Origin of the sequence: Paraburkholderia guartelaensis, assembly GCF_004353905.1 — a bacterium.
In the GTDB taxonomy this organism is placed as follows: Bacteria; Pseudomonadota; Gammaproteobacteria; order Burkholderiales; family Burkholderiaceae; genus Paraburkholderia; species Paraburkholderia guartelaensis.
The window spans coordinates 89,069-109,571 of the sequence record NZ_SMOD01000005.1 but is presented as its reverse complement, the minus strand read 5'-3'; the positions used below and the strand labels follow the sequence as shown (position 1 = coordinate 109,571).

General features: G+C 67.2%; 23 protein-coding genes and 1 other RNA gene. 15 read left to right on the top strand and 9 right to left on the bottom strand.

Going from position 1 to position 20,503, the window contains the following annotated elements; genetic code table 11:
• Window positions 1-8: 8 nt before the first annotated feature.
• The 4 genes from E1N52_RS08395 to panD all read left to right on the top strand — a co-directional run bounded on the left by E1N52_RS08395 (window position 9) and on the right by panD (window position 2,731).
• Window positions 9-194, top strand: a complete 186-nt coding sequence (locus tag E1N52_RS08395; protein ID WP_069265440.1) for a DUF3460 family protein — start codon at window positions 9-11, stop codon at window positions 192-194.
• Complete coding sequence (locus E1N52_RS08390; RefSeq protein WP_165979351.1) at window positions 194-1,108, top strand: segregation and condensation protein A; 915 nt, start codon at window positions 194-196, stop codon at window positions 1,106-1,108. Before E1N52_RS08395 ends, E1N52_RS08390 begins: the two co-directional genes overlap by 1 nt.
• Window positions 1,109-1,404: 296 nt before the next feature.
• Window positions 1,405-2,247: a pantoate--beta-alanine ligase gene (panC, locus tag E1N52_RS08385; RefSeq protein WP_069265441.1), complete on the top strand. Its 843-nt coding sequence runs from the start codon at window positions 1,405-1,407 to the stop codon at window positions 2,245-2,247.
• Between the two features lie 97 nt (window positions 2,248-2,344).
• Complete coding sequence (gene panD, locus E1N52_RS08380; RefSeq protein ID WP_065057337.1) at window positions 2,345-2,731, top strand: aspartate 1-decarboxylase; 387 nt, start codon at window positions 2,345-2,347, stop codon at window positions 2,729-2,731.
• 54 nt (window positions 2,732-2,785) lie between these two features.
• Here panD and E1N52_RS08375 read toward each other — a convergent pair whose 3' ends face one another.
• Window positions 2,786-3,412 (bottom strand): ParA family protein, encoded by a 627-nt coding sequence (locus tag E1N52_RS08375; protein WP_133181853.1) that lies wholly within the window; start codon window positions 3,410-3,412, stop codon window positions 2,786-2,788.
• A gap of 209 nt (window positions 3,413-3,621) precedes the next feature.
• On the opposite strand from E1N52_RS08375, the gene E1N52_RS08370 reads away from it, so the two are divergent.
• Window positions 3,622-4,041: a PaaI family thioesterase gene (locus tag E1N52_RS08370; protein ID WP_133181851.1), complete on the top strand. Its 420-nt coding sequence runs from the start codon at window positions 3,622-3,624 to the stop codon at window positions 4,039-4,041.
• Between the two features lie 29 nt (window positions 4,042-4,070).
• Here the strand turns inward: E1N52_RS08370 and E1N52_RS08365 are convergent, their stop codons facing one another.
• A complete protein-coding gene (locus E1N52_RS08365) occupies window positions 4,071-5,600 on the bottom strand; it encodes a cobyric acid synthase (protein WP_246088997.1) in 1,530 nt (509 codons plus the stop codon).
• A 127-nt stretch (window positions 5,601-5,727) separates the two neighbouring features.
• On the opposite strand from E1N52_RS08365, the gene cobU reads away from it, so the two are divergent.
• The 4 genes from cobU to E1N52_RS08345 are packed head-to-tail and all read left to right on the top strand — an operon-like array spanning window position 5,728 to window position 9,143.
• Window positions 5,728-6,282 carry a bifunctional adenosylcobinamide kinase/adenosylcobinamide-phosphate guanylyltransferase gene (cobU, locus tag E1N52_RS08360; RefSeq protein ID WP_133181850.1) on the top strand — a complete coding sequence of 185 codons (555 nt, stop codon included), beginning with the start codon at window positions 5,728-5,730 and terminating at the stop codon, window positions 6,280-6,282.
• Complete coding sequence (cbiB, locus tag E1N52_RS08355) at window positions 6,282-7,217, top strand: adenosylcobinamide-phosphate synthase CbiB (RefSeq protein ID WP_133182165.1); 936 nt, start codon at window positions 6,282-6,284, stop codon at window positions 7,215-7,217. The genes cobU and cbiB overlap by 1 nt, the downstream gene beginning before the upstream one ends.
• A complete protein-coding gene (gene cobD, locus E1N52_RS08350; protein WP_133181848.1) occupies window positions 7,210-8,235 on the top strand; it encodes a threonine-phosphate decarboxylase CobD in 1,026 nt (341 codons plus the stop codon). Before cbiB ends, cobD begins: the two co-directional genes overlap by 8 nt.
• Window positions 8,235-9,143, top strand: a complete 909-nt coding sequence (locus E1N52_RS08345; protein ID WP_133181846.1) for a cobalamin-binding protein — start codon at window positions 8,235-8,237, stop codon at window positions 9,141-9,143. Before cobD ends, E1N52_RS08345 begins: the two co-directional genes overlap by 1 nt.
• A gap of 21 nt (window positions 9,144-9,164) precedes the next feature.
• Here E1N52_RS08345 and cobC read toward each other — a convergent pair whose 3' ends face one another.
• Genes cobC through E1N52_RS08320 form a run of 5 tightly spaced genes read right to left on the bottom strand, consistent with a single transcriptional unit; the run spans window position 9,165 to window position 13,527 of the window.
• Window positions 9,165-9,752, bottom strand: coding sequence for an alpha-ribazole phosphatase (gene cobC / locus E1N52_RS08340; protein WP_133181844.1), 588 nt, complete (start codon window positions 9,750-9,752; stop codon window positions 9,165-9,167).
• Window positions 9,737-10,513, bottom strand: coding sequence for an adenosylcobinamide-GDP ribazoletransferase (locus E1N52_RS08335; protein WP_133182163.1), 777 nt, complete (start codon window positions 10,511-10,513; stop codon window positions 9,737-9,739). The genes cobC and E1N52_RS08335 overlap by 16 nt, the downstream gene beginning before the upstream one ends.
• Before the next feature lie 10 nt (window positions 10,514-10,523).
• A complete protein-coding gene (gene cobT / locus E1N52_RS08330) occupies window positions 10,524-11,588 on the bottom strand; it encodes a nicotinate-nucleotide--dimethylbenzimidazole phosphoribosyltransferase (RefSeq protein WP_133181842.1) in 1,065 nt (354 codons plus the stop codon).
• 41 nt (window positions 11,589-11,629) lie between these two features.
• Window positions 11,630-12,463: an ABC transporter ATP-binding protein gene (locus E1N52_RS08325; protein WP_133181840.1), complete on the bottom strand. Its 834-nt coding sequence runs from the start codon at window positions 12,461-12,463 to the stop codon at window positions 11,630-11,632.
• Entirely contained in the window at window positions 12,460-13,527 is a 1,068-nt protein-coding gene (locus E1N52_RS08320; protein WP_246088996.1) for a FecCD family ABC transporter permease, read from the bottom strand. Before E1N52_RS08320 ends, E1N52_RS08325 begins: the two co-directional genes overlap by 4 nt.
• A 389-nt stretch (window positions 13,528-13,916) precedes the next feature.
• Between E1N52_RS08320 and E1N52_RS08315 the strand changes: the two genes are divergently transcribed.
• From E1N52_RS08315 to E1N52_RS08295, 5 genes are all read left to right on the top strand, one after another.
• Window positions 13,917-14,270 carry an ATPase gene (locus E1N52_RS08315; protein WP_133181838.1) on the top strand — a complete coding sequence of 118 codons (354 nt, stop codon included), beginning with the start codon at window positions 13,917-13,919 and terminating at the stop codon, window positions 14,268-14,270.
• Entirely contained in the window at window positions 14,267-14,581 is a 315-nt protein-coding gene (locus E1N52_RS08310; RefSeq protein ID WP_042268772.1) for a cell division protein ZapA, read from the top strand. Before E1N52_RS08315 ends, E1N52_RS08310 begins: the two co-directional genes overlap by 4 nt.
• Window positions 14,582-14,709: 128 nt before the next feature.
• Window positions 14,710-14,891: non-coding RNA, 6S RNA (gene ssrS / locus E1N52_RS08305), on the top strand.
• Between the two features lie 117 nt (window positions 14,892-15,008).
• Window positions 15,009-15,467 carry an EVE domain-containing protein gene (locus E1N52_RS08300; protein ID WP_133181836.1) on the top strand — a complete coding sequence of 153 codons (459 nt, stop codon included), beginning with the start codon at window positions 15,009-15,011 and terminating at the stop codon, window positions 15,465-15,467.
• Between the two features lie 124 nt (window positions 15,468-15,591).
• Complete coding sequence (locus tag E1N52_RS08295) at window positions 15,592-16,326, top strand: SIMPL domain-containing protein (RefSeq protein WP_133181834.1); 735 nt, start codon at window positions 15,592-15,594, stop codon at window positions 16,324-16,326.
• Between the two features lie 98 nt (window positions 16,327-16,424).
• Here the strand turns inward: E1N52_RS08295 and lgt are convergent, their stop codons facing one another.
• Complete coding sequence (lgt, locus tag E1N52_RS08290; protein WP_133182159.1) at window positions 16,425-17,348, bottom strand: prolipoprotein diacylglyceryl transferase; 924 nt, start codon at window positions 17,346-17,348, stop codon at window positions 16,425-16,427.
• A 232-nt stretch (window positions 17,349-17,580) separates the two neighbouring features.
• Entirely contained in the window at window positions 17,581-18,540 is a 960-nt protein-coding gene (locus E1N52_RS08285; RefSeq protein ID WP_133181832.1) for a LysR family transcriptional regulator, read from the bottom strand.
• Between the two features lie 170 nt (window positions 18,541-18,710).
• On the opposite strand from E1N52_RS08285, the gene ilvD reads away from it, so the two are divergent.
• On the top strand, window positions 18,711-20,384 hold the full coding sequence (ilvD, locus tag E1N52_RS08280; protein ID WP_133181830.1) for a dihydroxy-acid dehydratase: 1,674 nt from the start codon (window positions 18,711-18,713) through the stop codon (window positions 20,382-20,384).
• Window positions 20,385-20,503 lie beyond the last annotated feature (119 nt).

The window sequence follows — 20,503 nt, the reverse complement described above, 5'->3', positions numbered from 1 at the left end:
CGTCAGCCATGTATCAGTCGGACATCACGCAGTTCATCAACCAGCTCAAGCAGCAAAAGCCGCAGCTCGAAGAACAGCAACGCAAGGGCCGCGCGCTCCTGTGGGACAAGCAGCCGATCGACCTCGACGAGCGCGAGCGCCAGCAGGCTTCGCGCGTGAAGCAAACGTCCTACGTCTACTACCAGAACTTCTGATGGCCGAGGCCGACGGGGCCGGCGCGCCGCCAGCGGGCGAGCACGCGGCCAGTCACGCGGGCCACGCTGCCGGGCAAACGCCCGGTGAGGCGCTGACCACGCCCGCAACCGACTCGACGCCCGACACGGTCGACGGCGTCGCGTTCGCACGCCTTTACGGCGAGCCGCTCTTCAAGCTCCCGCAGGACCTCTACATCCCGCCGGACGCGCTCGAAGTCTTCCTCGAGACCTTCGAAGGCCCGCTCGACCTGCTGCTGTACCTCATCCGCAAGCAGAACTTCAACGTCCTCGACATCCCGATGGCGGAGGTCACCACCCAGTACCTCGGCTATGTCGAGCAACTGCGCAAGACCAACCTCGAACTCGCGGCCGAATATCTGCTGATGGCGGCCATGCTCATCGAGATCAAGTCGCGCATGCTGCTGCCGGTCAAGAAGGCCGACACCGGCGAGGAAGCCGAGGATCCGCGCGCCGAACTCGTGCGCCGCCTGCTCGAATACGAGCAGATGAAGCTCGCCGCCCAGCGCCTCGACCAGCTGCCGCAGCTCGGCCGCGATTTCCTGCGCGCCGAGGTCTATATCGAGCAAAGCATCATGCCGCGCTTCCCCGACGTGGACAGCAACGACCTGCGCGCCGCGTGGGCCGACGTCATCAAGCGCGCGAAGCTCGTCCAGCACCACAAGATCTCGCGCGAGGAACTCTCGGTGCGCGAGCACATGAGCATCATCCTGCGCCGGCTCCAGGGCGAGCGCTTCATGGAATTCTCCGAGCTGTTCGACACCACGCGCGGCGTGCCCGTCGTGGTCGTGAACTTCATCGCGATGCTTGAGCTGTCGCGCGAATCGCTCATCGAGATCACCCAGCCCGAGCCGTTCGCGCCAATTTACGTGCGGCTCGCATATTTGCCGGCCTGATCCCTGCCCCGGGCCTGCGCGCAGCGAAGTCAATAAATAGGACCGCATCGCGCAGGAACCTGCGCCGGGCCGCACAGCGGAACGCCAGGACAAGCCCCTACCCGAGGCGGGTGCGCCGCGTTCACAAATCCACTACAATCGCCCGCGCCTGCCCGGTCTCGTCCCATATACGGGGCACACCGCGCCACTTGCGCGGACCGGGCGCGCGACGTCCGCTCGCGGCCCTTCGTCCGGGTCTCTCGCTTGCGGCCGTGCAACCCAAGTCTTGCCCCGCGCGAGGCATAAAGCACCCGATCATGAAAGTCATTAGCTCGATTCAGGAATTGCGCGACCAGTTGCGCGGCCAAAACCGCACCGCGTTCGTGCCGACCATGGGCAACCTGCACGAAGGCCATCTCTCGCTGATGCGCCTCGCGCGCCAGCACGGCGACCCGGTCGTGGCGAGTATCTTCGTCAACCGGCTGCAGTTCGGCCCGAACGAGGACTTCGACAAGTATCCGCGCACGCTTCAGGACGACATCGAGAAGCTGCAGAAGGAAAACGTCTACGTGCTGTTCGCGCCCACCGAGCGCGACATGTATCCGCAGCCGCAGGAGTACCGCGTGCGCCCGCCGCACGATCTCGGCGACATTCTGGAAGGTGAATTCCGCCCCGGTTTCTTCGAGGGCGTGTGCACGGTCGTCATGAAGCTGATGTCGTGCGTGCAGCCGCGCGTGGCCGTGTTCGGCAAGAAGGACTACCAGCAGCTCATGATCGTGCGCGCGATGTGCAACCAGTTTGCGCTGCCGACTGAGGTGATCGCCGCCGAAACAGTGCGCGACACCGACGGCCTCGCGCTCAGCTCGCGCAACCGCTACCTCACGGAAGCCGAGCGCGCCGAGGCGCCGCAACTGGCGGGCGTGCTGCGTGCGATCCGCGAGTCGGTGCTGTCGGGCCGCCGCGACTTCCAGCAGCTCGAACTCGACGCCATGGCGACGCTCGCCGCGCGCGGCTGGAAGCCCGACTACATCGCGATCCGCAAGCGCGCGAACCTGCTGCCGCCCGCACCGGGCGTGGCCGGCGACGCCGAGTCGCCGCTCGTCGTGCTGGCCGCCGCGAAGCTCGGCGCGACGCGCCTGATCGACAACCTCGAGATCTGAGGCCCGCGGGCGGCCGCGCCGCCCCGCTTTCACCCGAATCCCCAGATTCCGTTTACCCGCGGCGGGCCGCGCGCCCGCTCGCCTGAGGAGCCCCTCCATGCAACGCCATATGCTCAAGTCGAAGATCCACCGCGTCGCGGTCACGCACTGCGAGCTGCACTACGAAGGCTCGTGCGCCATCGACGAAGACCTGCTCGAAGCGGCGAACATCGTCGAAAACGAGCGCATCGACATCTGGAACATCAACAATGGCGAGCGCTTCACGACCTACGCGATCAAGGGCGAGCGCGGCAGCGGCATGATCTCGCTGAACGGCTCGGCCGCACGCCGCGCGCAACTGGGCGACCTCGTGATCATCGCGGCCTTCGCAAACGTGGAAGAGGAAGAGCTCAAGGCCGGCTGGAAGCCGGACCTCGTGTTCGTGGACGAGAACAACCGCATCAAGGGCAGCCGCGACCACGTGCCCACGCAAGCCTGGAGCTAAAACCCGGGTCTGGCCGGCGCGGCTCATCGGGCCCGCGCGGCCATACCTGCGCGCCTATTTGCCGTCGACCCAGCGGAGAATCGACTGCCACTGGTCGAGGTCCTTCTCGACCCGGCTCTTCGCGACGTCCCACAGTGTGAGGCCGTGCGCGGCGAGCTGAACGTAGTTCTGCGTGTCGCGCAGATAGCCGAGCACCGGCAGCTCCAGACCTTCGACGAAGCGCTGCAGCTGCTCGGCCGAGCGCGTGCGCGCATCCACCCGCATGCCCACCACGCCCACCTGGATCGATCCCTTGCGCACGGCCTTTTCCTTCGCGAGGCGGTTCAGGAAGTCCTGGGTGGCGAGAATGTCGAACATCGAGGGCTGCAGCGGCACGATCACCTTGTCCGCCAGCTCCATGATCGTCTCGAGCCGGTTGCCGTGCAGGCCGGCGGGCGTGTCGATGACTGCGTGCTCGAGTCCCTTGGGCGGCTTCGCCGGCTTGTCCAGATCGACCTGCCAGCTTTCGATGGCCGGCAGCGTCGCGGGCCGCAGATCGAGCCAGGCATGCGAGGACTGCTGCCGGTCGAGGTCCGCGAGCGCCACCCACTCGCCTTGTGCGGCGAAATAGCCGGCCAGATTGGTGGACAGCGTGCTCTTTCCCACGCCGCCCTTGGGATTCGCCACCACGATTACCGTCATGAATGCTCCCGTCAGGATGGCTGGCGCATGGCCAGCCGGATTGCCGTGATTTTTGCGTGATGCGTCGTTCGATACCTGGCGAGGCGACTTGCAGACGAGCCGGCGCCCCGAATCAACCGTCCGATATTATCGGCAAATTGCGCGCCGCCGAAGCCCCCCACGAGCGCGCACCCGCAATGTTCATATCAAATCAAGGAGACTGACCGACCATGAGCACGCTACGCGACGACATCACGATCGAATCCCTGCTCGAGAGGCAGCGCGGCCGCCTGCCCGATTTGCTGGGCTTTCGCCCGCTGGCCCTCGAGCAAGGCCTGCTTCGCGCCGAACTCGACGTGCGCAGCGACCTGCTCGCTCCCAATGGCTTCCTGCACGCCGCCACGGTCATCGGCCTCGCCGACACGGCCTGCGGCTACGCCTGCCTCGCGCACCTGCCGCCCAGCGCGAAGAACTTCACGACCATCGAGATCAAGAGCAACCATCTCGGCACTGCGCGCGAAGGCACGATCTCGGCCGTGGCGAAGGGTGTGCACCTCGGGCGCAGCACCCAGGTCTGGGACGCCACCGTGAGCGGCCCGGACGGCAAGACCATCGCGCTGTTCCGCTGTACGCAGATGGTCCTTTACTGAGCCGGTCAGCCGCGCTTTTAGCTGCGCTGTTAGCCGATTACGCCGAACAGCTTCTCCAGATCGAGGCTCGCCGCGAGCGTGTCCGCGAGCCGCTCCAGCGACGCCTCCCGCAGCGCCGGATAGTCCACCGCGCGCGCCTGCGCGAGCCCGGCCCAGCGCAACAGCGCCGCGCAGGCCTGCGGCGTGTCGAAGAGGCCGTGCACGTAGGTCGCGAGAATCTGGCCGTCCGCCGAGCGCGCGCCATCCGGGCGCGTCGCCCCCTCGTCTCCCTCAGCGAGCCACAGCGCGGGCGATTCGAGCGCCCGACCGCGCGTCTCGCCCATATGGATTTCGTAGCCCGCCACGCGCGCCGGGCCCGTGGCCGCATGCCCGTCAGCGCCTTCCAGCGCGAGCGCGCCCGTCACGTTCTTCAAGGTCTTTTCGCGCGTGAGCACCGTTTCGTAGTCGAGCCAGCCGAAGCCCTCGACCGCGCCCGGCTCGCCCTCCACGCCATGCGGATCGGCAATCGCGCGGCCGAGCATCTGCATGCCGCCGCAAATGCCGATCACGCGCCCGCCATAGCGCAGATGCCGCGCAAGCGCCGTCTCCCAGCCATGGGCGCGCAGCCACACGAGGTCGTCGCGCACGTTCTTCGAGCCCGGCAGGATCACCAGATCGGCGGCGGGCGGCACTTCGCCCGTGCGCACGTAAGTGAAATCGACCTGCGGATGGGCGCGCAGCGCATCGAAATCGGTGTGGTTGCTGATGTGCGGCAGCGCCGGCACCACCACGCGCAGCGTCTCACCGCCGGCCTGTGCGCCGCTGTGGGCTACGCCTGGCAGCATGTCCTCGGCGTCGAGCGTGAGGCCGTGGAGATATGGCACGACGCCCAGCACTGGCTTGCCCGTCTGCTGCTCGAGCCAGGCGAGGCCGGGTTCCAGCAGCGTGCGGTCGCCGCGAAAACGGTTGATGACGAAACCTTTGACGCGCGCGCGCTCGCTCTCCGAAAGACAGGCCAGCGTGCCGATCAGATGCGCGAACACGCCGCCCCGGTCGATGTCGGCCACGAGCACGACCGGGCAATCGACCGCCTCGGCGAAACCCATGTTGGCGATGTCGTTGGCGCGCAGGTTGACTTCGGCGGGGCTGCCCGCGCCTTCCACCAACACCGTGTCGTAGCGCGCGCGCAGACGCGCATAGGACTCCAGCACGGCCTCGCGCGCGAGCGGCTTGTAGTCCTGATACGCGCGCGCGTTGAGATTCATGCGCGCCTTGCCGTGGATGATGACCTGCGAGCCGAGATCGCTATTGGGTTTGAGCAGGACCGGATTGAGGTCGGTGTGCGCCTCGATGCCGGCGGCGACCGCCTGCAGCGCCTGGGCGCGGCCGATCTCGCCGCCGTCCACGGTCACGGCGCTGTTGAGCGCCATGTTCTGCGGCTTGAACGGCGCGACACGCGCACCCGCGCGACGCGCGAGGCGGCACAGACCGGCAACGAGCGTGCTCTTGCCTGCGTCGGAGGTCGTGCCCTGGATCATCAGCGTGCCGATGGGTACGCGGGCGGGTAGCGTGGCGGTCATGAAGCGCTTGGATGGCTGCGAAGGCGAACGCGCATTATCCCATCGCCCCGCCGCCAAATGCAGGACCACGGCCCGACATTGGCCGAACGGATGACGGCGGCCTGAGTGCAGCCGTTACAATCACGCGATGAATTCGCGCGATCTCACCTTCATCGTCGGCGGCGCGCGCTCGGGCAAGAGCGCGCACGCCGAACGCCTCGCGGCTGCGAGCGGCTTGCCGGTCACCTATATCGCCACCGCGCGCGTGACGGCCGACACCGAGTTCGCCGAGCGCATCGGCCACCATCGCGCGCGCCGGCCTGCGCACTGGGCGCTCGCCGAGGCGCCGCTCGATCTCGCGGGCGCACTCGACGCCGCGGCGGCGCCCGGCCAGTGCGTGCTGATCGACTGCCTCACGCTGTGGCTCGCGAACCTGCTTTGCCCCGCCGACTCCGAAGCGCCGCTGCCCGACTGGCGCGAACGCCTCGACGCCTTCGCCGCCGCCTGCGAGCGCGCACAAGGCGTGGTGCTCGTGGTGAGCAACGAGATCGGCATGGGCGTCGTGCCGATGGGCGCGGCCACGCGCCTCTACGTGGATGAACTCGGTCGCCTCAATCAGCGCATCGCGGCGCTCGCCGACCGCGCCACGCTCGTCGCCGCGGGCCTGCCGCTGGTGCTCAAGGCGCCACGTGTGACCTCATGATGCTCTCGCTACCCGTTACCGCCGCGCTCGCCGTGGCCGGCGTCGCCGTGGACCGCTGGCTCGGCGAGCCGCGCCGCGCGCATCCGCTCGTCGCCTTCGGCCAGTACGCGAACCGCATCGAAGCGCGCCTGAACACGGGCCGCCGCGGCCGTCCGCTCGGCCTCGTCGCATGGCTCGCCGCCGTCGCACCGCCCGTTATCGTCGCGGCGCTGCTGTGCGCCCTGCTGCCCTGGCCGCTCGCCTGGGCACTGCACGTCGCGCTGCTCTGGTTCGCGCTCGGTGCGCGCAGCCTCACGGAACATATCGCGCCGATCGGCGCCGCGCTCGCCCGGCGCGACCTCGCCGCCGCGCGCGAGTTGACGGGCCGCATCGTCTCGCGCGACACAGCCGGGGCGGACGCCACCGCGCTCTCGCGCGCGGCCGTCGAATCGGCGCTCGAAAACGGCAACGATGCAATCTTCGGCGCGCTGTTCTGGTTCGCGATCGCGGGCGGCCCGGGCGCCCTCGCGTTCCGTCTCGCCAACACGCTCGATGCCATGTGGGGCTACCGCACGCCGCGCTTCCTGCGCTTTGGCTGGGCGGCCGCGCGCATCGACGACGTGCTCAACTGGATTCCCGCGCGCCTCACGGCTGCGAGCTACGCGCTACTCGGCGACACGCGCGTGGCGCTGCGCTGCTGGCGCGAACAGGCGCATCGCTGGGAGAGCCCGAACGCGGGCCCGGTGATGGCCTCCGGCGCGGGCAGCCTGAACGTGCTGCTGGGCGGCGCGGCCGTGTATCACGGCATGCTTGAGGAGCGCCCGGCGCTCGGCGCGGGCTCGCCGCCGCGCGCGCAGCACGTGGATGCGGCCTTGCGGCTCGTCGAACGCACCACCATTCTGTGGCTCGCCGCGCTGCTCGCACTGGCCTTCGTGAGCGTGGCGACCCATGTCTGAGCATCCAACCGCACTCGTCGTGCACGGCGGCAATCTGCACGAAGCCGCGCAGCGTTATGGCATCGCCTGGGACGCGTGGATCGACCTCTCCACCGGCATCAACCCCCATGGCTACCCTGTGCCGCCGGTGCCGTCCACGGCATGGCGGCGCCTGCCCGACGAAGGCGACGGCTTCGCGGCAAGCGCGGCGCGCTACTACGGCGCACCCGACACGCACCACGTCTTGCCGGTGGCAGGCAGTCAGGCCGCGATCCGCGCGCTGCCAGCGTTGTTGCCGCGCGCGCGTGTAGCGATTGCACCGCTCACGTATGGCGAGTACGCACCGGCATTTGCGCGCGCGGGCCATGAGATCGTGCCGCTCGATGTCATGCAGGACACGCTGCCCGATACCGTCACGCACGCCGTCGTGGTGAATCCGAACAATCCGACGGCCACGCATCTTGCTGCCGGCCGCCTGCTGCATTGGCATGCGCAACTCGCGGCGCGCGGCGGCACGCTGATCGTCGACGAAGCGTTTGCCGATGCGTTCGACCACGAGCACTCCGAAACGCTTGCGCACGCAACCAGCCGCGCAGGACTCGTCATACTGCGTTCGCCCGGCAAATTCTTCGGGCTCGCGGGTGCGCGTTGCGGATTCGCGCTCGGCGCGCCTGCCCTGCTGGCCGCGTTGCGCGCGAGTCTGGGCGCGTGGACCGTGAGCGGGCCGGCGCGCCACGCCGTCACGCACGCGTTCGAAGACAGCGCGTGGCAGAACGAAATGCGCATTCGCCTCGCCGCCGAAAGCGAGCGCCTCGTCACGCTGTTGCGCGCTCACGGCTTCACGCCGCACGCCACGCCGCTCTTCGCATGGATCACGGACCCGCGCGCGCCGGCGCTGCAGGATGCACTCGCGCGCCAAGCCGTGTGGACGCGCCGCTTCGACACGCCGGCCAGCCTGCGCTTTGGCCTGCCCGCGTCCGAAGGCGAATGGCAGCGCTTCGAAAGCGCGCTCGGGCAAGCCATGCGGACGATCGGCTGATGCGCACAGCCGCGATTGCATTCGCGCTGCTGGTTGCGACGATTCTGCCGTGCGCCGCGAATGCGACCGTCACCGCCATCGACGACGCGGGCAACACCGTCACTCTCCCCGCGCCTGCGCAGCGCGTAGTGAGCCTCGCGCCCCATGTGACCGAGCTGCTCTACGCCGCGGGGGGCGGCGCGAAAGTGGTCGGCGCCGTGGCCTATAGCGACTACCCGCCAGAAGCGCAGAAAGTGCCGCGCGTGGGCGACAACCGCGCGCTCGACCTCGAGCGGATCGCCGCGCTCAAGCCCGACCTCATCGTGGTCTGGCGTCACGGCAACGCGCAGCAACAGCTCGATCGTCTGCGCGCGCTGCACATCCCCCTCTTTTTCAGCGAGCCCCACAAGCTCGACGATGTCGCGACCTCGCTCACACGCCTTGGTGTGCTGCTCGGCACCGAAGACACCGCGCAGGCCGCCGCGACCGCCTACCGCCGCGACATCGCGCAATTGCGCGCACGCTATGCGCGGCGCGCACCCGTGAGCGTGTTCTACCAGGTCTGGGATCAGCCGCTGATGACCATCAACGGTTCGCAGATGATTAGCGACGTGATCGCGCTCTGCGGCGGCCGCAACGTGTTCGCGGCGCTCGAACCGCTCGTGCCGACGGTTTCGACGGAAGCTGTCCTCGCCGCCAATCCCGATGCGATCGTCACCGCGTCACAAGGCGCCACGTCGCCGGATCGGCCGCTGCCGGGCCTCGAGCGCTGGCGTGCCTGGCCGGCGCTCGCCGCCGTCGCCCACGGCAATCTCTTCGCCATCGACGGCGATCTGCTCACGCGCCCCGCGCCGCGCATCGCTGAGGGCGCAACGCAGTTGTGCAAGGATCTCGATCTCGCCCGCACGCGCAACGCCGCGGCGCATTGATTCGAGATCCGAAGCGGCTTGTCAGGCGTTCCAGCGCGCAAGCAGCCACAGTGCGCTTGACGAGTCGTAACGCAAATGCACGATGGCGCCCATCTCCAGCGGCCAGCGCACGCATCGCGCGAGCGGCATGCCGAGCGAGCGCGCCGTGACGGTGCGGATCACGCCCGCATGCGTGACGGCCCAAACGGTGGACTTCTCGCGCGCGTCGAGCGTGTCGAACCATCCGCTCACGCGCGCATCGAACTGCGCAACACTCTCGCCGCCATGCTCACGCGCGTGCTCGAAATTCGCGGCCCATGCGTCGATCTGCTCGCGCTCGATCGCGTCCCAGCGCTGCATCTCCCACGCGCCGAAGTCCATCTCTGCGAGGCGTGCTTCCGCTTGCGGCGTGTGGCCGCGCAGAAGGCCAAGCGCTGCCGCCACGCTCGCGCAGCGCGTAAGCGGGCTCGTTTCAATGCGCTGCGGTTCGCGTATGCCGAGCGCCGCAATCCGCCCGACGAGCGACTCGGCCTGCTGCGTCGCGTCGCCCGCGAGCGGCACGTCGCTCGCGCCGTAGCACACGCCCGCATCCACGGCCACGGCGGGATGGCGGATCAGAACGAGATCCATGCGAGCCCCACGAGGTAGATGGCAATCTCGAACACCTGCTGGGCGAAGCCGAGACAATCGCCCGTATAGCCGCCGATGCGGCGCACGAAATAACGCCCCAGCGCATAGCGCAGCACGGCGAGCACGACGAGCGTCGCGACGCCCGCGCGCCAGTCGGGCGCGCCGGACCACACCGGCCAGAACAGCCACGGCAAGCCGAACACGCACGCGCACAGCCACGCGGGCACGCTCATGCGCTGCGCGACGGGCTTGGCCTTGCCTTCGGGACGCACATACTCAAGCGAAACGAGATAGCTGATCGCGCACGCGCGACTCGCGGCGTGGCCGGCGATCATCAGCATCGCGGCGCGCGCCGGCGGCAGCGCCGCGAGGGTCTGCCATTTGAGTGCGAGCGCCACCACGAGACCGATCGCGCCGAATGCGCCGATGCGCGAATCGTGCATGATGCGCAGCACGTCCTCGCGGGCGTACGCGCCGCCGAATGCGTCGAGGCAGTCGGCGAGACCGTCTTCGTGAAAGGCGCCCGTCGCGAGGAGCGTGACAGCCATCGAAAGCAGCACGGCCACGCTCGCCGGAAACACGCGCAACGCAGCGAGATAAACGAGCGCCCCAAGCGCGCCGATCAACGCGCCGACAAGCGGAAAGTAGCGCGCCGCCGCGTTGAGCCAGGCGGGATCGAAGCCCACCCAGCGCGGCACCGGCACGCGCGTGAAATAGCCCAGCGCCGTGAAGAAATAACGCAGCTCCGCAAGCGGATTCATCGCGCGGCGCTCAGGCGTGGCGGTCACTGCGATTGTCGACGCCCGCCGACTCGAAGCTCGCCATGTCGTTCAGGAACGCCACCGCCGCGCGCAGCAGCGGCACCGCCAGCGCCGCGCCCGTGCCCTCGCCCAGACGCAGGTCGAGCGTGAGCAGTTCGCGCGCGCCGAAGTGATCGAGCATGCGGCGGTGCCCCGCTTCGTTCGATGCGTGCGCAAACACGCAGTAGTCGCGCACGTTCGGCGCGAGCGAGTCGGCCACGAGCAGCGCCGAGGTGGCGATGAAGCCGTCCACGAGAATCGCCATGCGCGAGCGCGCCGCTTCGAGGTACGCGCCCGCCATCATCGCGATTTCGAAACCGCCGAATGCGGCGAGCACGTCGAGCGGCTCGCGCGCGTCGGCATGATGCGCGAGCGCCGCCGCGAGTACATTGCGCTTTTTCGCGAGGCCCGCATTGTCGAGGCCCGTGCCGCGCCCGACGCATTCGTCGATCGGCACGCCGCACAGCCGGCTCATCAGGCACGCTGCCGACGACGTGTTCGCAATGCCCATCTCGCCAAAGCCGATCACGTTCGTGCCGAGCGCCGCATGATGGCGCACGCGCTCAGCGCCCGCCGCGAGCGCGGCGAGGGCTTCGTCGCGCGTCATGGCGCGCTCGCGCGCGAAGTTGCGCGTGCCGGGCGCAATGGGCACATCGACGAGTGTGGGCGACGACGGCAGCGGCGTCGCCACGCCCGCGTTGACGACTTCGAGCGTGAGCCCCGCCACGTTGCTGAACACGTTGATCGCTGCGCCCCCTGCCACGAAGTTCGCGACCATCTGCGCGGTCACGGCCTGCGGGTAAGGGCTCACGCCTTCGGCGGCAATGCCGTGGTCGCCTGCGAACACGATCATTACGGGACGCTCGACGCTTGGGTGCGTCGTGCCCTGGATCATGCCGAGCTGGCGCGCCAGGGTTTCGAGGCGGCCGAGACTACCGGGCGGTTTGGTCTTCGTGTCGATGAGGCGTTGCAGTTCGTCGCGCAACGAGAGGTCGAGCGGTTCGACGGCGAGCAGTTCGGTAAGCGATGACGTCATGGTGTGTTTCGTTTCGAAGTGATGCGGGCGACAGCGGCGCACTAGCGCACGCCGTTCGATCCCGGCGAATGCGGTGATGAAGATGTCGAGCCGAGTTCAGGAACAAGCGCCTCGTGCGCGCCCTCTCGTATCAGCACGAGCGGATGTCCGAATGCGGCGCTCGCGCGTTCCGGCGTGAGCACATCGCGCACGGGGCCCGCGTGAAAACCGCCGCGGCCGTCGAGCAGGAGCGCGTGCGTCGCGAAGCGCCGCGCAAGATTGAGATCGTGGCACGAAAACAGTACCGCTCGCGCTTCACTGCGCACCCAGCGCGAGAGCGCTTCGAGACACGCAATCTGATGATGCAGGTCCAGATGCGCGAGCGGCTCGTCGAGCAGCAGCAGCGGCGCGCCCTGGCACAGCGCAGCGGCGAGCGCGACACGCTGTCGCTCGCCGCCCGAGAGTGACAGCACATCGCGCGCGGCGAATGCTTCGAGGCCCAACGTGGCGAGCGCGGCATGCGCGGCGGCGCGGTCGGCGTCGGCTTCCCAACCCCATCCCGAAAGATGCGGATAGCGATTGAGCAACACGGTGTCGATCACGCTCGCGCTGAATGCGTCACGCTGATCCTGGGGCATCAGCGCGCGGCGCTGCGCGAGGCGCACCGGCGGCCACTGCGCGAGCACGATGCCCTCCACTTCCACGCGTCCCGCCGAAGGCTCGGCCAGGCCCGCGAGCGCGCCGATCAGCGTAGTCTTGCCCGCGCCATTCGCGCCCGCCACGCACCAGATTTCGCCGGCGGCAAACCTTTGCGTGAGCGATTCCACGAGCGTGCGCGCGCCCGCGCGCAACGTGAGCGCGTGAACTGCGAGCAGCGGTGGATGGGTATCGCTCATCGTCCACGCCTCGCGAGCAGCATCCACAGGAAAACAGGCACGCCCGCGAGCGCAGTCACGACGCCCACCGGCAACTGCGCGGGCGCCGCCACCGTCCGCGCGACGAGGTCAGCGCCCATCACGGCCACCCCGCCCGCGAGCGCGGCGGCGGGCACGAGCATGCGCTGGTCGTTGCCGAACGCAAGGCGCAGCATGTGGGGCACGACGAGCCCGACGAAGCCGATGGTGCCGCCCGTCGTCACGGCAGCGGCCGCCGCGAGCGACGCGGCAAGATAAATGCCCACGCGCAAACGCAGCACCGGCACACCGAGCGCCTGCGCAGCAGCGTCGCCGCGCAGCAGCACGTTGAGCATTGGCGCGGCGGGCACGATGCACGCAAGGACCACGCCAAGCGTCGCGAGCGCGGGCCACGGCGTGCCCGCGCCATTGAGGTCGCCCGTGAGCCAGAACAGCATGCCGCGCAGGCGCGTATCGGGCGCAAGTGTGAGCAGCAGTGTGATCAATGCGCCCCAGCCTGCCGCCGTCACCGCGCCCGTCAGGAGAAGCCGTGGCGAGCTGTCTTGCGGCTCGCCGCGCCACAACTCGCGGCGTGCGAGGCCGAGCACGAGCAGGATCGATACGAACGCACCTGCACATGCGCTCGCCTGCACGCCCCACCACGCCACGCCCGCGATCATCGCCACGAGTGCGAATGCGGCAGCGCCGCCCGACACGCCGAGCACGTAGGGCTCCGCAAGCGGATTGCGCAGCAACACCTGCAGCAGCGCGCCCGCCAGCGCGAGCAAACCGCCACATGCAAAACCCGCGAGCGCGCGCGGTAGGCGCAGCGTGCGCACGATTTCTGTCGCCATGTCCGGCGCGCCGTGCACGTCATGCGTGGGAGTCAGCGCCGCCAGCGCCTGCGCAAACGTCACGCTCACGCTGCCTGTTGCGAGCGATGCAGCGAACACCACGAGCGCCGCTGCTGCGAGCGCGGCCCAGATCATGCATGCGCGGCGCGCGCTCATCGAGCGGCGCGGCAGCGCGTGCATCGGCGGCACAGCATGGGACTCATCGCGGCTCATGGAACGCATCGGGAAACTCGGCAGCGGATTTCAATCAAGCTCACACAGAAAGACAGCACGGTATGCGCGGGCCACGACAGAGCGCAGTATTTTTGTGGCGAAAGATTCTGCATGACTCGTGGCAAAAGCGACATGGCATAAGCCGTTCGCGAAGGCACTGGCAAAAGACCATGAATCCGTGATGTTATAACGCGCAGACCACGATCGAGACGATGCGCTGCGCGCGCGGCCTTGGCAAATTACGTTCCCGCCCAGCGTATGCAGCACACGTAGCGAGGGTTTCGGGCCTGATTCGGGTAAGAAGCCGGGTTGTTACGTCTGGAAACGACACAATTATCAAAATACGCGTTAATCCGCGCTAGAATGCCTGTCTTTAGAGGACGCAGCACATGCTCAACGAACTCGAAACACTCTCACAAAACATCGGGCGGCTGATCGAGATTAATCAGCGCCAACACGAAGCACGCGTCGCACTCGAAGAGCAACTCGCGCAGCTGCGTGCGCAATGCGACGAAACACGCGCCGAACTCGAACAGGTCCGCGAGGAGCGTGCCGCGCTGCAAGCAGAGCGCGATGCACTCTCGGCCAAGATCGACGATGCGCAGGTGCGTCTGAACGCAATCCTCGAAAAGCTGCCACGTGCACGCGCCGGTAACGAGCGCGACAACCAGCTCGATCTGCTTGAGCCATCGCAGAGCAACGACGACGACAGCAACGCGGCCCGCCACGGAGAAAATGCATGACCACCAAGCAGATCGAAGCGACGATACTCGGCCAAACCTATCGCCTCGTCTGTTCGCCGGAAACGGAACAGGCGCTGCTTGAAGCCGTGGCGCGCGTGGACGCCGAAATGTCGAAGATCCGCAATCACAGCAACGTGCGCGGCACCGATCGCATCGCCGTCATGGCGGCGCTCTCGCTCGCCTCGGAACTGCTGCGCCTGCAAACCAGCGTGCGACACGGCGAAGCATTCCCAGCCGAAGAAATCCGTCGTACAATGCGCCAAATGAACGAACAACTCGGCGCTGTAATTCACCAGTACGGTGTGCAATAAGCGCTGTTGTACGCTGCGGTTGTAAGCCACAGTTTCAGGCGCCAATGTGCGGTATGATGTTGTTCATAGGTAGCGTTGATTTGTTTAGAAACGCGCGTTTCTGAACACGCTGCCAACCAGTTTAGTCAGCTTCCCTGCCTGGTTCGCCAAGGTCATATATTCCTTGAACCAATGCCATGTGCACGGTTGCGGAAATTTGTAGCACGGGCGTGCGCGTCACACAGTCTGATGTACCCGAAGTGCTGCTAACTGCGACCAATTCTGAACCCTCGGTTCAGGATGCCGGCCTAGCGGCTATGGCGGGGACCTATTCAAACGGCATCGGACCACAGTCCGATGCCGTTTTCCATTGTGCGGCCCGCTTTTTTGTGCGTTTTTCACGGCATGCACGCTCGTCCCTCTCCCCTTTCGACGTGAACTTCGACTCATGCGCTACTGGCTGATGAAGTCCGAACCCGACGAAGCAAGCATCGACGACCTCGCAAACGCGCCGCAGCGCACGCTGCCCTGGACCGGCGTACGAAACTACCAGGCGCGCAATTTCATGCGCGACACCATGCAGCAAGGCGACGGCGTGCTGTTCTATCACTCGAGCTGCCCCGAGCCCGGTATTGCGGGCATCGCGCAGGTGTCGTCCACGGCCTACCCCGACCCCACTCAGTTCGATCCGAAGAGCCCTTACTACGACGCGAAATCGACGCACGAGAATCCTCGCTGGATGCTCGTCGACGTCGTGTTCAAGAAGAAGTGCCCGCTGATTGCTCTCGCCGCCTTGCGCGAGCACGAAGAACTCGCGGACATGCGCGTGCTCGCCAAGGGCAACCGCCTTTCGATCACGCCGGTCACGACGGCCGAGTGGAACTTCATCACGAAACATCTGATGTGATGCGGTCCCGCCTCGATGGCCGGGCACGCACACAGCATTCGTACGCGACTTCAAGCACAATCGCGCACAGTCGCGCGTCACAACGGATGCCTCGCGCGCGACGCAAGTTCTGCAAGGAGCCTCAATGAACCGAAAAACCGCTGTCACGCTCGCCGCCGCATTGGCTGCCGCCCTTCCCCTCGCCATGACGCTCGCGCCGGGCGCCGCGTTCGCACAGAGCGACGCGCGATTCCAGCAGCCCTCGGGCGTGCTTTCGCTGTCCGCGCAGGCGAGCGCCGAAGTGCCTCAGGACGTCGTCAACATTACGCTGTTCTACGAACAGGAAGCGAACGATCCCGCCTCGCTCACCGCAACGCTCAATCAGCGCGCCGATGCCGCGCTGCAACGCGCACGAGGCGTCGCGGGCGTAACCGCACACTCCGGCCAGTTCTCGATCTTCCCTTCCACGGATCGCGACGGACGCATCTCTGCCTGGCGCGGCCGCACGGAAGTCGTGCTCGAGTCGCATGATTTCGCCGCGGCGTCGAAGCTCGCCGGCGATCTCTCGTCGATCATGCAGTTCGGCAACGTGCAGTTCTCGCTGTCGCCCGAGGCGCAGCGCGCCGCCGAGCAAAAGCTTTCGGGACAGGCCATCGCCTCGTTCCGCGACCAGGCGCTCTCGGCCACGCGCGCGTTCGGCTACAGCAGCTACACGATTCGCGACGTGAACGTGGGGCACTCGGGCGTGATGCCGCGCCCCATGATGATGATGAGCGCCCGCGCCGCTTCGGCTGACGCGAAGATGTCGGCGCCTGTGCCGCTCGAAGGCGGCACGTCCACGGTGACGGTCAACGTCTCCGGCTCGGTGCAGATGAAGTAAGGCTGCGATACAAGCCACACAGGCACGCAAATAAAAAGGCCACGGTGAAAACCGTGGCCTTTTTCATGGGCTAAAAGCGCGTAGTGCGTTAGCGCGTGTCAGCTCTTCGCGCCCGCTACCTGCGCGCGGTCGTTGCCGTCCTTGCCACGTTTGGCGCGGCGATACGCCCACGCCATCAAGCCAATACCCACGATGATCATCGGCAGCGAGAGCCACTGGCCCATCGAGAGGCCGAGCGCGAGCAGGCCGAGGAAGTCATCGGGTTCGCGTGCGAACTCGACCGTGAAGCGCGCGAGACCATAGCCGATCAGGAACATGGCAGAAATCGCGCCAACGGGGCGCGGCTTTCGCGCGAACAGAATCAGCACGATGAAAAGCGCAATGCCTTCCAGCGCGATTTCATACAGTTCCGAAGGATGGCGCGGCAGCAGATGGTACTGCGCGAACACTTCGTTCAGATGCCACTGCGCGGCCAGTTGCGGATGCGCGGCGAGCCACGCGGCGTCGTCGTTCGCGGCGCCCGGAAACAGCATGGCCCACGGCGAATCGGGCGAGGTCACGCGGCCCCACAGCTCGCCGTTGATGAAGTTGCCGAGACGGCCAAAGGCGAGCCCCGTGGGCACCATCGGCGCGACGAAGTCCGTGACTTGCAGCCAGGTGCGACCGCGTTGCCACGCGAACAGGATCATCGCGAACGTCACGCCGAGGAAGCCGCCGTGAAACGACATGCCGCCTTCCCAGACCTTGAAGATGTCGAGCGGATGCGCGAAATACCAGCTCGCCTTGTAGAACAGCACGTAGCCTAAGCGGCCGCCCAGGATCGTGCCGAGGACGCCGTAGAACAGCATGTCGTCGATGTCTTTCGCGGTCCAGCCCTGCGCGGCCACGTACGGCAGACGCAGGCGCAGACGGCCGATCACGATCGCCAGAATGAAGCCGACGAGATACATGAGGCCGTACCAGCGCACGGCGAGCGGCCCCAGATGAATGGCGACGGGGTCGAAGTTCGGGTGGATGAGCATCGTGGATGAAGTCTTGTCGGCGATATCGATTGAAATCGGGTTGTAAGCAGTAGCGCGCCGCTCCGAAAGCGGGCAAAGCGCGTTGGACGTTTGCAAAGCGGCGAGGTTCGCCGCCGCACGTCACGGCGTGACATTATCGCCGACGCGAGGGGGCGCGAACCAAAATGCACGTTTGGCGATGCGCCGCGAGTGTAACGGTGACAGATGACGTGTCCGGCTAGCCAGCTTCCGGCTAGCCCTCGCGCGCTGGCGAGTCCACTGTCGCCGCGTGCGCGCGCACGATCTCGATGAACGCCGCGAGCACCGGGCTCACCTCGGCCGAGCGCCAGACGAGGCCCGTTTCGATGGCCGGCACCGCCCCGGCGAGCGGCCGGTACACGACGCCCGTGCGCCGCAGATGGCGCAGCGACTGCGGCACCAGCGCCACGCCCATGCCGGCCGAGACGAGGCTCACGATCGTCTGCATCTGGATCGCTTCCTGGCCGATGAGGGGCGCGAGGCCGGCCGCGCCGTAGCAATCCATGATGGTGTCGTAGAAACCGGGGGCCAGATGGCGCGGGAAGACGACGAGCGGCGCATCGGCGAGATCGCGCAGGCTCACGGGCTCGTCGTGCCAGTCGTCGGCTGAAGGGCCGCCTAGCCGCGCCGACAGCGCCGAGGGCATGGCGACCACGAGCGGCTCGCGCGCGATCGGCTGGTAGGCAAGCTGGGCCGCGTGGCGCGGCGGCACGGGCGCGATCACGAGGCCTGCGTCGATGCGGCCCGCCACCAGCTCTTCCACCTGCACGTCGCTCGTGGCTTCGGCTAGCTGCAAGCGCACACGCGGATAGCGCGCGCCGAAGTCGCGCAGCAGAAGCGGCAGCAAGCCGTAGTCGGCGGTCGAAACGAACGCCAGCGCGAGCACGCCGGCCTCGCCGCGCGCGAGGCTCTGTGCGAGCGGCCGCAGCGCTTCGGCGCTTGCCAACAGGCGCCTCACCTCCGGCAACAGATCGGCGCCCACCGCCGTCAATTCCACCGAACGGCGCGTGCGCGCGAACAGCTCCACGCCCAGCGTCTCCTCGAGCGCGCGGATGGCCTGCGAGAGCGGCGGCTGTGTCATCGACAGGCGCGCCGCCGCGCGGCCAAAGTGCTGCTCCTCCGCCACGGCGACGAAATAGCGAAGCTGGCGCAGATCGGGGATAGTCGGATTCATCGGCGGCGGTCTCGCGCTGTTGTCATGTTGATATGTTTTTCGACTCAATAGACCACGAATAATATATTGGACAGCGTTCTCGCGAAATCGCATGCTTTGACAGACGTGCCGGCGCTCCCCAAACCAGAACACACACCCGGCATCCGAGACGAAATCCACCGGAGGTCCCCATGCCCTATAACCGTCGTTCGAAGCACATCACGCAAGGCGTCGCCCGTTCGCCCAACCGTTCGATGTATTACGCCCTCGGCTACGAGAAGGCCGACTTCGACAAGCCGATGATCGGTGTCGCCAATGGCCACTCGACCATTACGCCGTGCAACGCCGGCCTGCAGCGCCTGACCGACGCGGCCGTCGACGCCATCAAGCACGCCGACGCGAACCCGCAGACCTTTGGCACGCCCACGATCTCGGACGGCATGTCGATGGGCACCGAAGGCATGAAGTACTCGCTCGTCTCGCGCGAAGTCATCGCCGACTGCATCGAGACCTGCGTGCAAGGCCAGTGGATGGACGGCGTGGTCGTGATCGGCGGCTGCGACAAGAACATGCCCGGCGGCATGATCGCGCTCGCTCGCATCAACGTGCCCGGCATTTACGTGTATGGCGGCACGATCCGCCCAGGCAACTGGAAGGGAAAGGCGCTCACCATCGTCTCGGCGTTCGAGGCCGTGGGCGAATTCACCGCGGGGCGCATGACCGAAGAAGATTTCGAAGGCGTCGAGAAAAACGCCTGCCCTTCCACCGGTTCGTGCGGCGGCATGTACACCGCGAACACGATGAGCTCGTCGTTCGAGGCGCTCGGCATGTCGCTCATGTATTCGTCGACGATGGCCAACCCCGACCAGGAGAAAGTCGACTCGGCGGCGGAATCGGCGCGCGTGCTGGTCGAGGCCGTCAAGCAGGACCTCAAGCCGCGAGACATCATCACGAAGCAGTCGATCGAGAACGCCGTGGCGCTCATCATGGCGACGGGCGGCTCGACCAACGCCGTGCTGCACTATCTCGCCATCGCGCACGCCGCGGAAATCGAATGGACCATCGACGACTTCGAGCGCATGCGCAAGAAGGTGCCGGTGATCTGCGACCTGAAGCCTTCGGGCCAGTACGTTGCGACCGACCTGCACGAGGCCGGAGGCATTCCGCAAGTGCTCAAGATCCTGCTCGATGCGGGGCTCCTGCATGGCGACTGCATCACCATCACGGGCAAGACCATCGCGGAAGAACTCAAGGACGTGCCGTCCACGCCGCGCGCGGACCAGAAGGTGATCTTCCCCATCAGCCAGGCGCTGTACAAGGAAGGCCATCTGGCGATCCTCAAGGGCAACCTCGCGACGCACGGCGCGGTCGCCAAGATCACGGGCCTGAAGAATCCGGTGATCACGGGCCCGGCGCGCGTATTCGACGACGAGCAGAGCGCGATGGAAGCCATCCTCGCAGACAGGATCAAGGCAGGCGACGTCGTCGTGCTGCGCTATCTCGGCCCGAAGGGCGGCCCCGGCATGCCGGAAATGCTCGCGCCGACTTCGGCGATCATCGGCAAGGGGCTTGGGGAATCGGTTGGGCTCATCACCGATGGGCGCTTCTCCGGCGGCACCTGGGGCATGGTGGTGGGCCACGTCGCGCCGGAAGCGTTCGAAGGCGGCACGATCGCGCTCGTGCAGGAAGGCGACTCGATCACCATCGACGCTCACAAGCTCCTGCTGCAACTGAACGTGGACGACGCCGAACTCGCGCGCCGGCGGGCGGCCTGGAAGCAGCCCGCGCCGCGTTACACCCGCGGCGTGATGGCGAAGTACGCGGCGCTCGCACGCCCGGCGAACCAGGGCGCGGTGACGGGCTAGGCGGGGCCAGGCGTCATTCGCATCTCGACCTGCGGTAAAGCAAAGGGCGCACGTCCAGGACGTGCGCCCTTTGCTTTTATAATGCGACGACACAGCCGGCGCACACGCGGGCGGAGACC

Excerpts from the sequence above, each read along its gene's own strand:
- panD (WP_065057337.1), top strand. The coding sequence starts at position 2,345 with ATGCAACGCCATATGCTCAAGTCGAAGATCCACCGCGTCGCGGTCACG.
- E1N52_RS08365 (WP_246088997.1), bottom strand. The coding sequence starts at position 5,600 with ATGACCGCCACGCTACCCGCCCGCGTACCCATCGGCACGCTGATGATC.
- E1N52_RS08375 (WP_133181853.1), bottom strand. The coding sequence starts at position 3,412 with ATGACGGTAATCGTGGTGGCGAATCCCAAGGGCGGCGTGGGAAAGAGC.
- cobD (WP_133181848.1), top strand. The coding sequence starts at position 7,210 with ATGTCTGAGCATCCAACCGCACTCGTCGTGCACGGCGGCAATCTGCAC.
- panC (WP_069265441.1), top strand. The coding sequence starts at position 1,405 with ATGAAAGTCATTAGCTCGATTCAGGAATTGCGCGACCAGTTGCGCGGC.
- E1N52_RS08310 (WP_042268772.1), top strand. The coding sequence starts at position 14,267 with ATGACCACCAAGCAGATCGAAGCGACGATACTCGGCCAAACCTATCGC.
- E1N52_RS08345 (WP_133181846.1), top strand. The coding sequence starts at position 8,235 with ATGCGCACAGCCGCGATTGCATTCGCGCTGCTGGTTGCGACGATTCTG.
- E1N52_RS08395 (WP_069265440.1), top strand. The coding sequence starts at position 9 with ATGTATCAGTCGGACATCACGCAGTTCATCAACCAGCTCAAGCAGCAA.
- E1N52_RS08285 (WP_133181832.1), bottom strand. The coding sequence starts at position 18,540 with ATGAATCCGACTATCCCCGATCTGCGCCAGCTTCGCTATTTCGTCGCC.
- cobU (WP_133181850.1), top strand. The coding sequence starts at position 5,728 with ATGAATTCGCGCGATCTCACCTTCATCGTCGGCGGCGCGCGCTCGGGC.
- cbiB (WP_133182165.1), top strand. The coding sequence starts at position 6,282 with ATGCTCTCGCTACCCGTTACCGCCGCGCTCGCCGTGGCCGGCGTCGCC.
- E1N52_RS08370 (WP_133181851.1), top strand. The coding sequence starts at position 3,622 with ATGAGCACGCTACGCGACGACATCACGATCGAATCCCTGCTCGAGAGG.
- E1N52_RS08300 (WP_133181836.1), top strand. The coding sequence starts at position 15,009 with ATGCGCTACTGGCTGATGAAGTCCGAACCCGACGAAGCAAGCATCGAC.
- E1N52_RS08295 (WP_133181834.1), top strand. The coding sequence starts at position 15,592 with ATGAACCGAAAAACCGCTGTCACGCTCGCCGCCGCATTGGCTGCCGCC.
- cobC (WP_133181844.1), bottom strand. The coding sequence starts at position 9,752 with ATGGATCTCGTTCTGATCCGCCATCCCGCCGTGGCCGTGGATGCGGGC.
- E1N52_RS08325 (WP_133181840.1), bottom strand. The coding sequence starts at position 12,463 with ATGAGCGATACCCATCCACCGCTGCTCGCAGTTCACGCGCTCACGTTG.
- E1N52_RS08390 (WP_165979351.1), top strand. The coding sequence starts at position 194 with ATGGCCGAGGCCGACGGGGCCGGCGCGCCGCCAGCGGGCGAGCACGCG.
- E1N52_RS08335 (WP_133182163.1), bottom strand. The coding sequence starts at position 10,513 with ATGAATCCGCTTGCGGAGCTGCGTTATTTCTTCACGGCGCTGGGCTAT.
- E1N52_RS08320 (WP_246088996.1), bottom strand. The coding sequence starts at position 13,527 with ATGAGCCGCGATGAGTCCCATGCTGTGCCGCCGATGCACGCGCTGCCG.
- ilvD (WP_133181830.1), top strand. The coding sequence starts at position 18,711 with ATGCCCTATAACCGTCGTTCGAAGCACATCACGCAAGGCGTCGCCCGT.
- E1N52_RS08315 (WP_133181838.1), top strand. The coding sequence starts at position 13,917 with ATGCTCAACGAACTCGAAACACTCTCACAAAACATCGGGCGGCTGATC.
- lgt (WP_133182159.1), bottom strand. The coding sequence starts at position 17,348 with ATGCTCATCCACCCGAACTTCGACCCCGTCGCCATTCATCTGGGGCCG.
- cobT (WP_133181842.1), bottom strand. The coding sequence starts at position 11,588 with ATGACGTCATCGCTTACCGAACTGCTCGCCGTCGAACCGCTCGACCTC.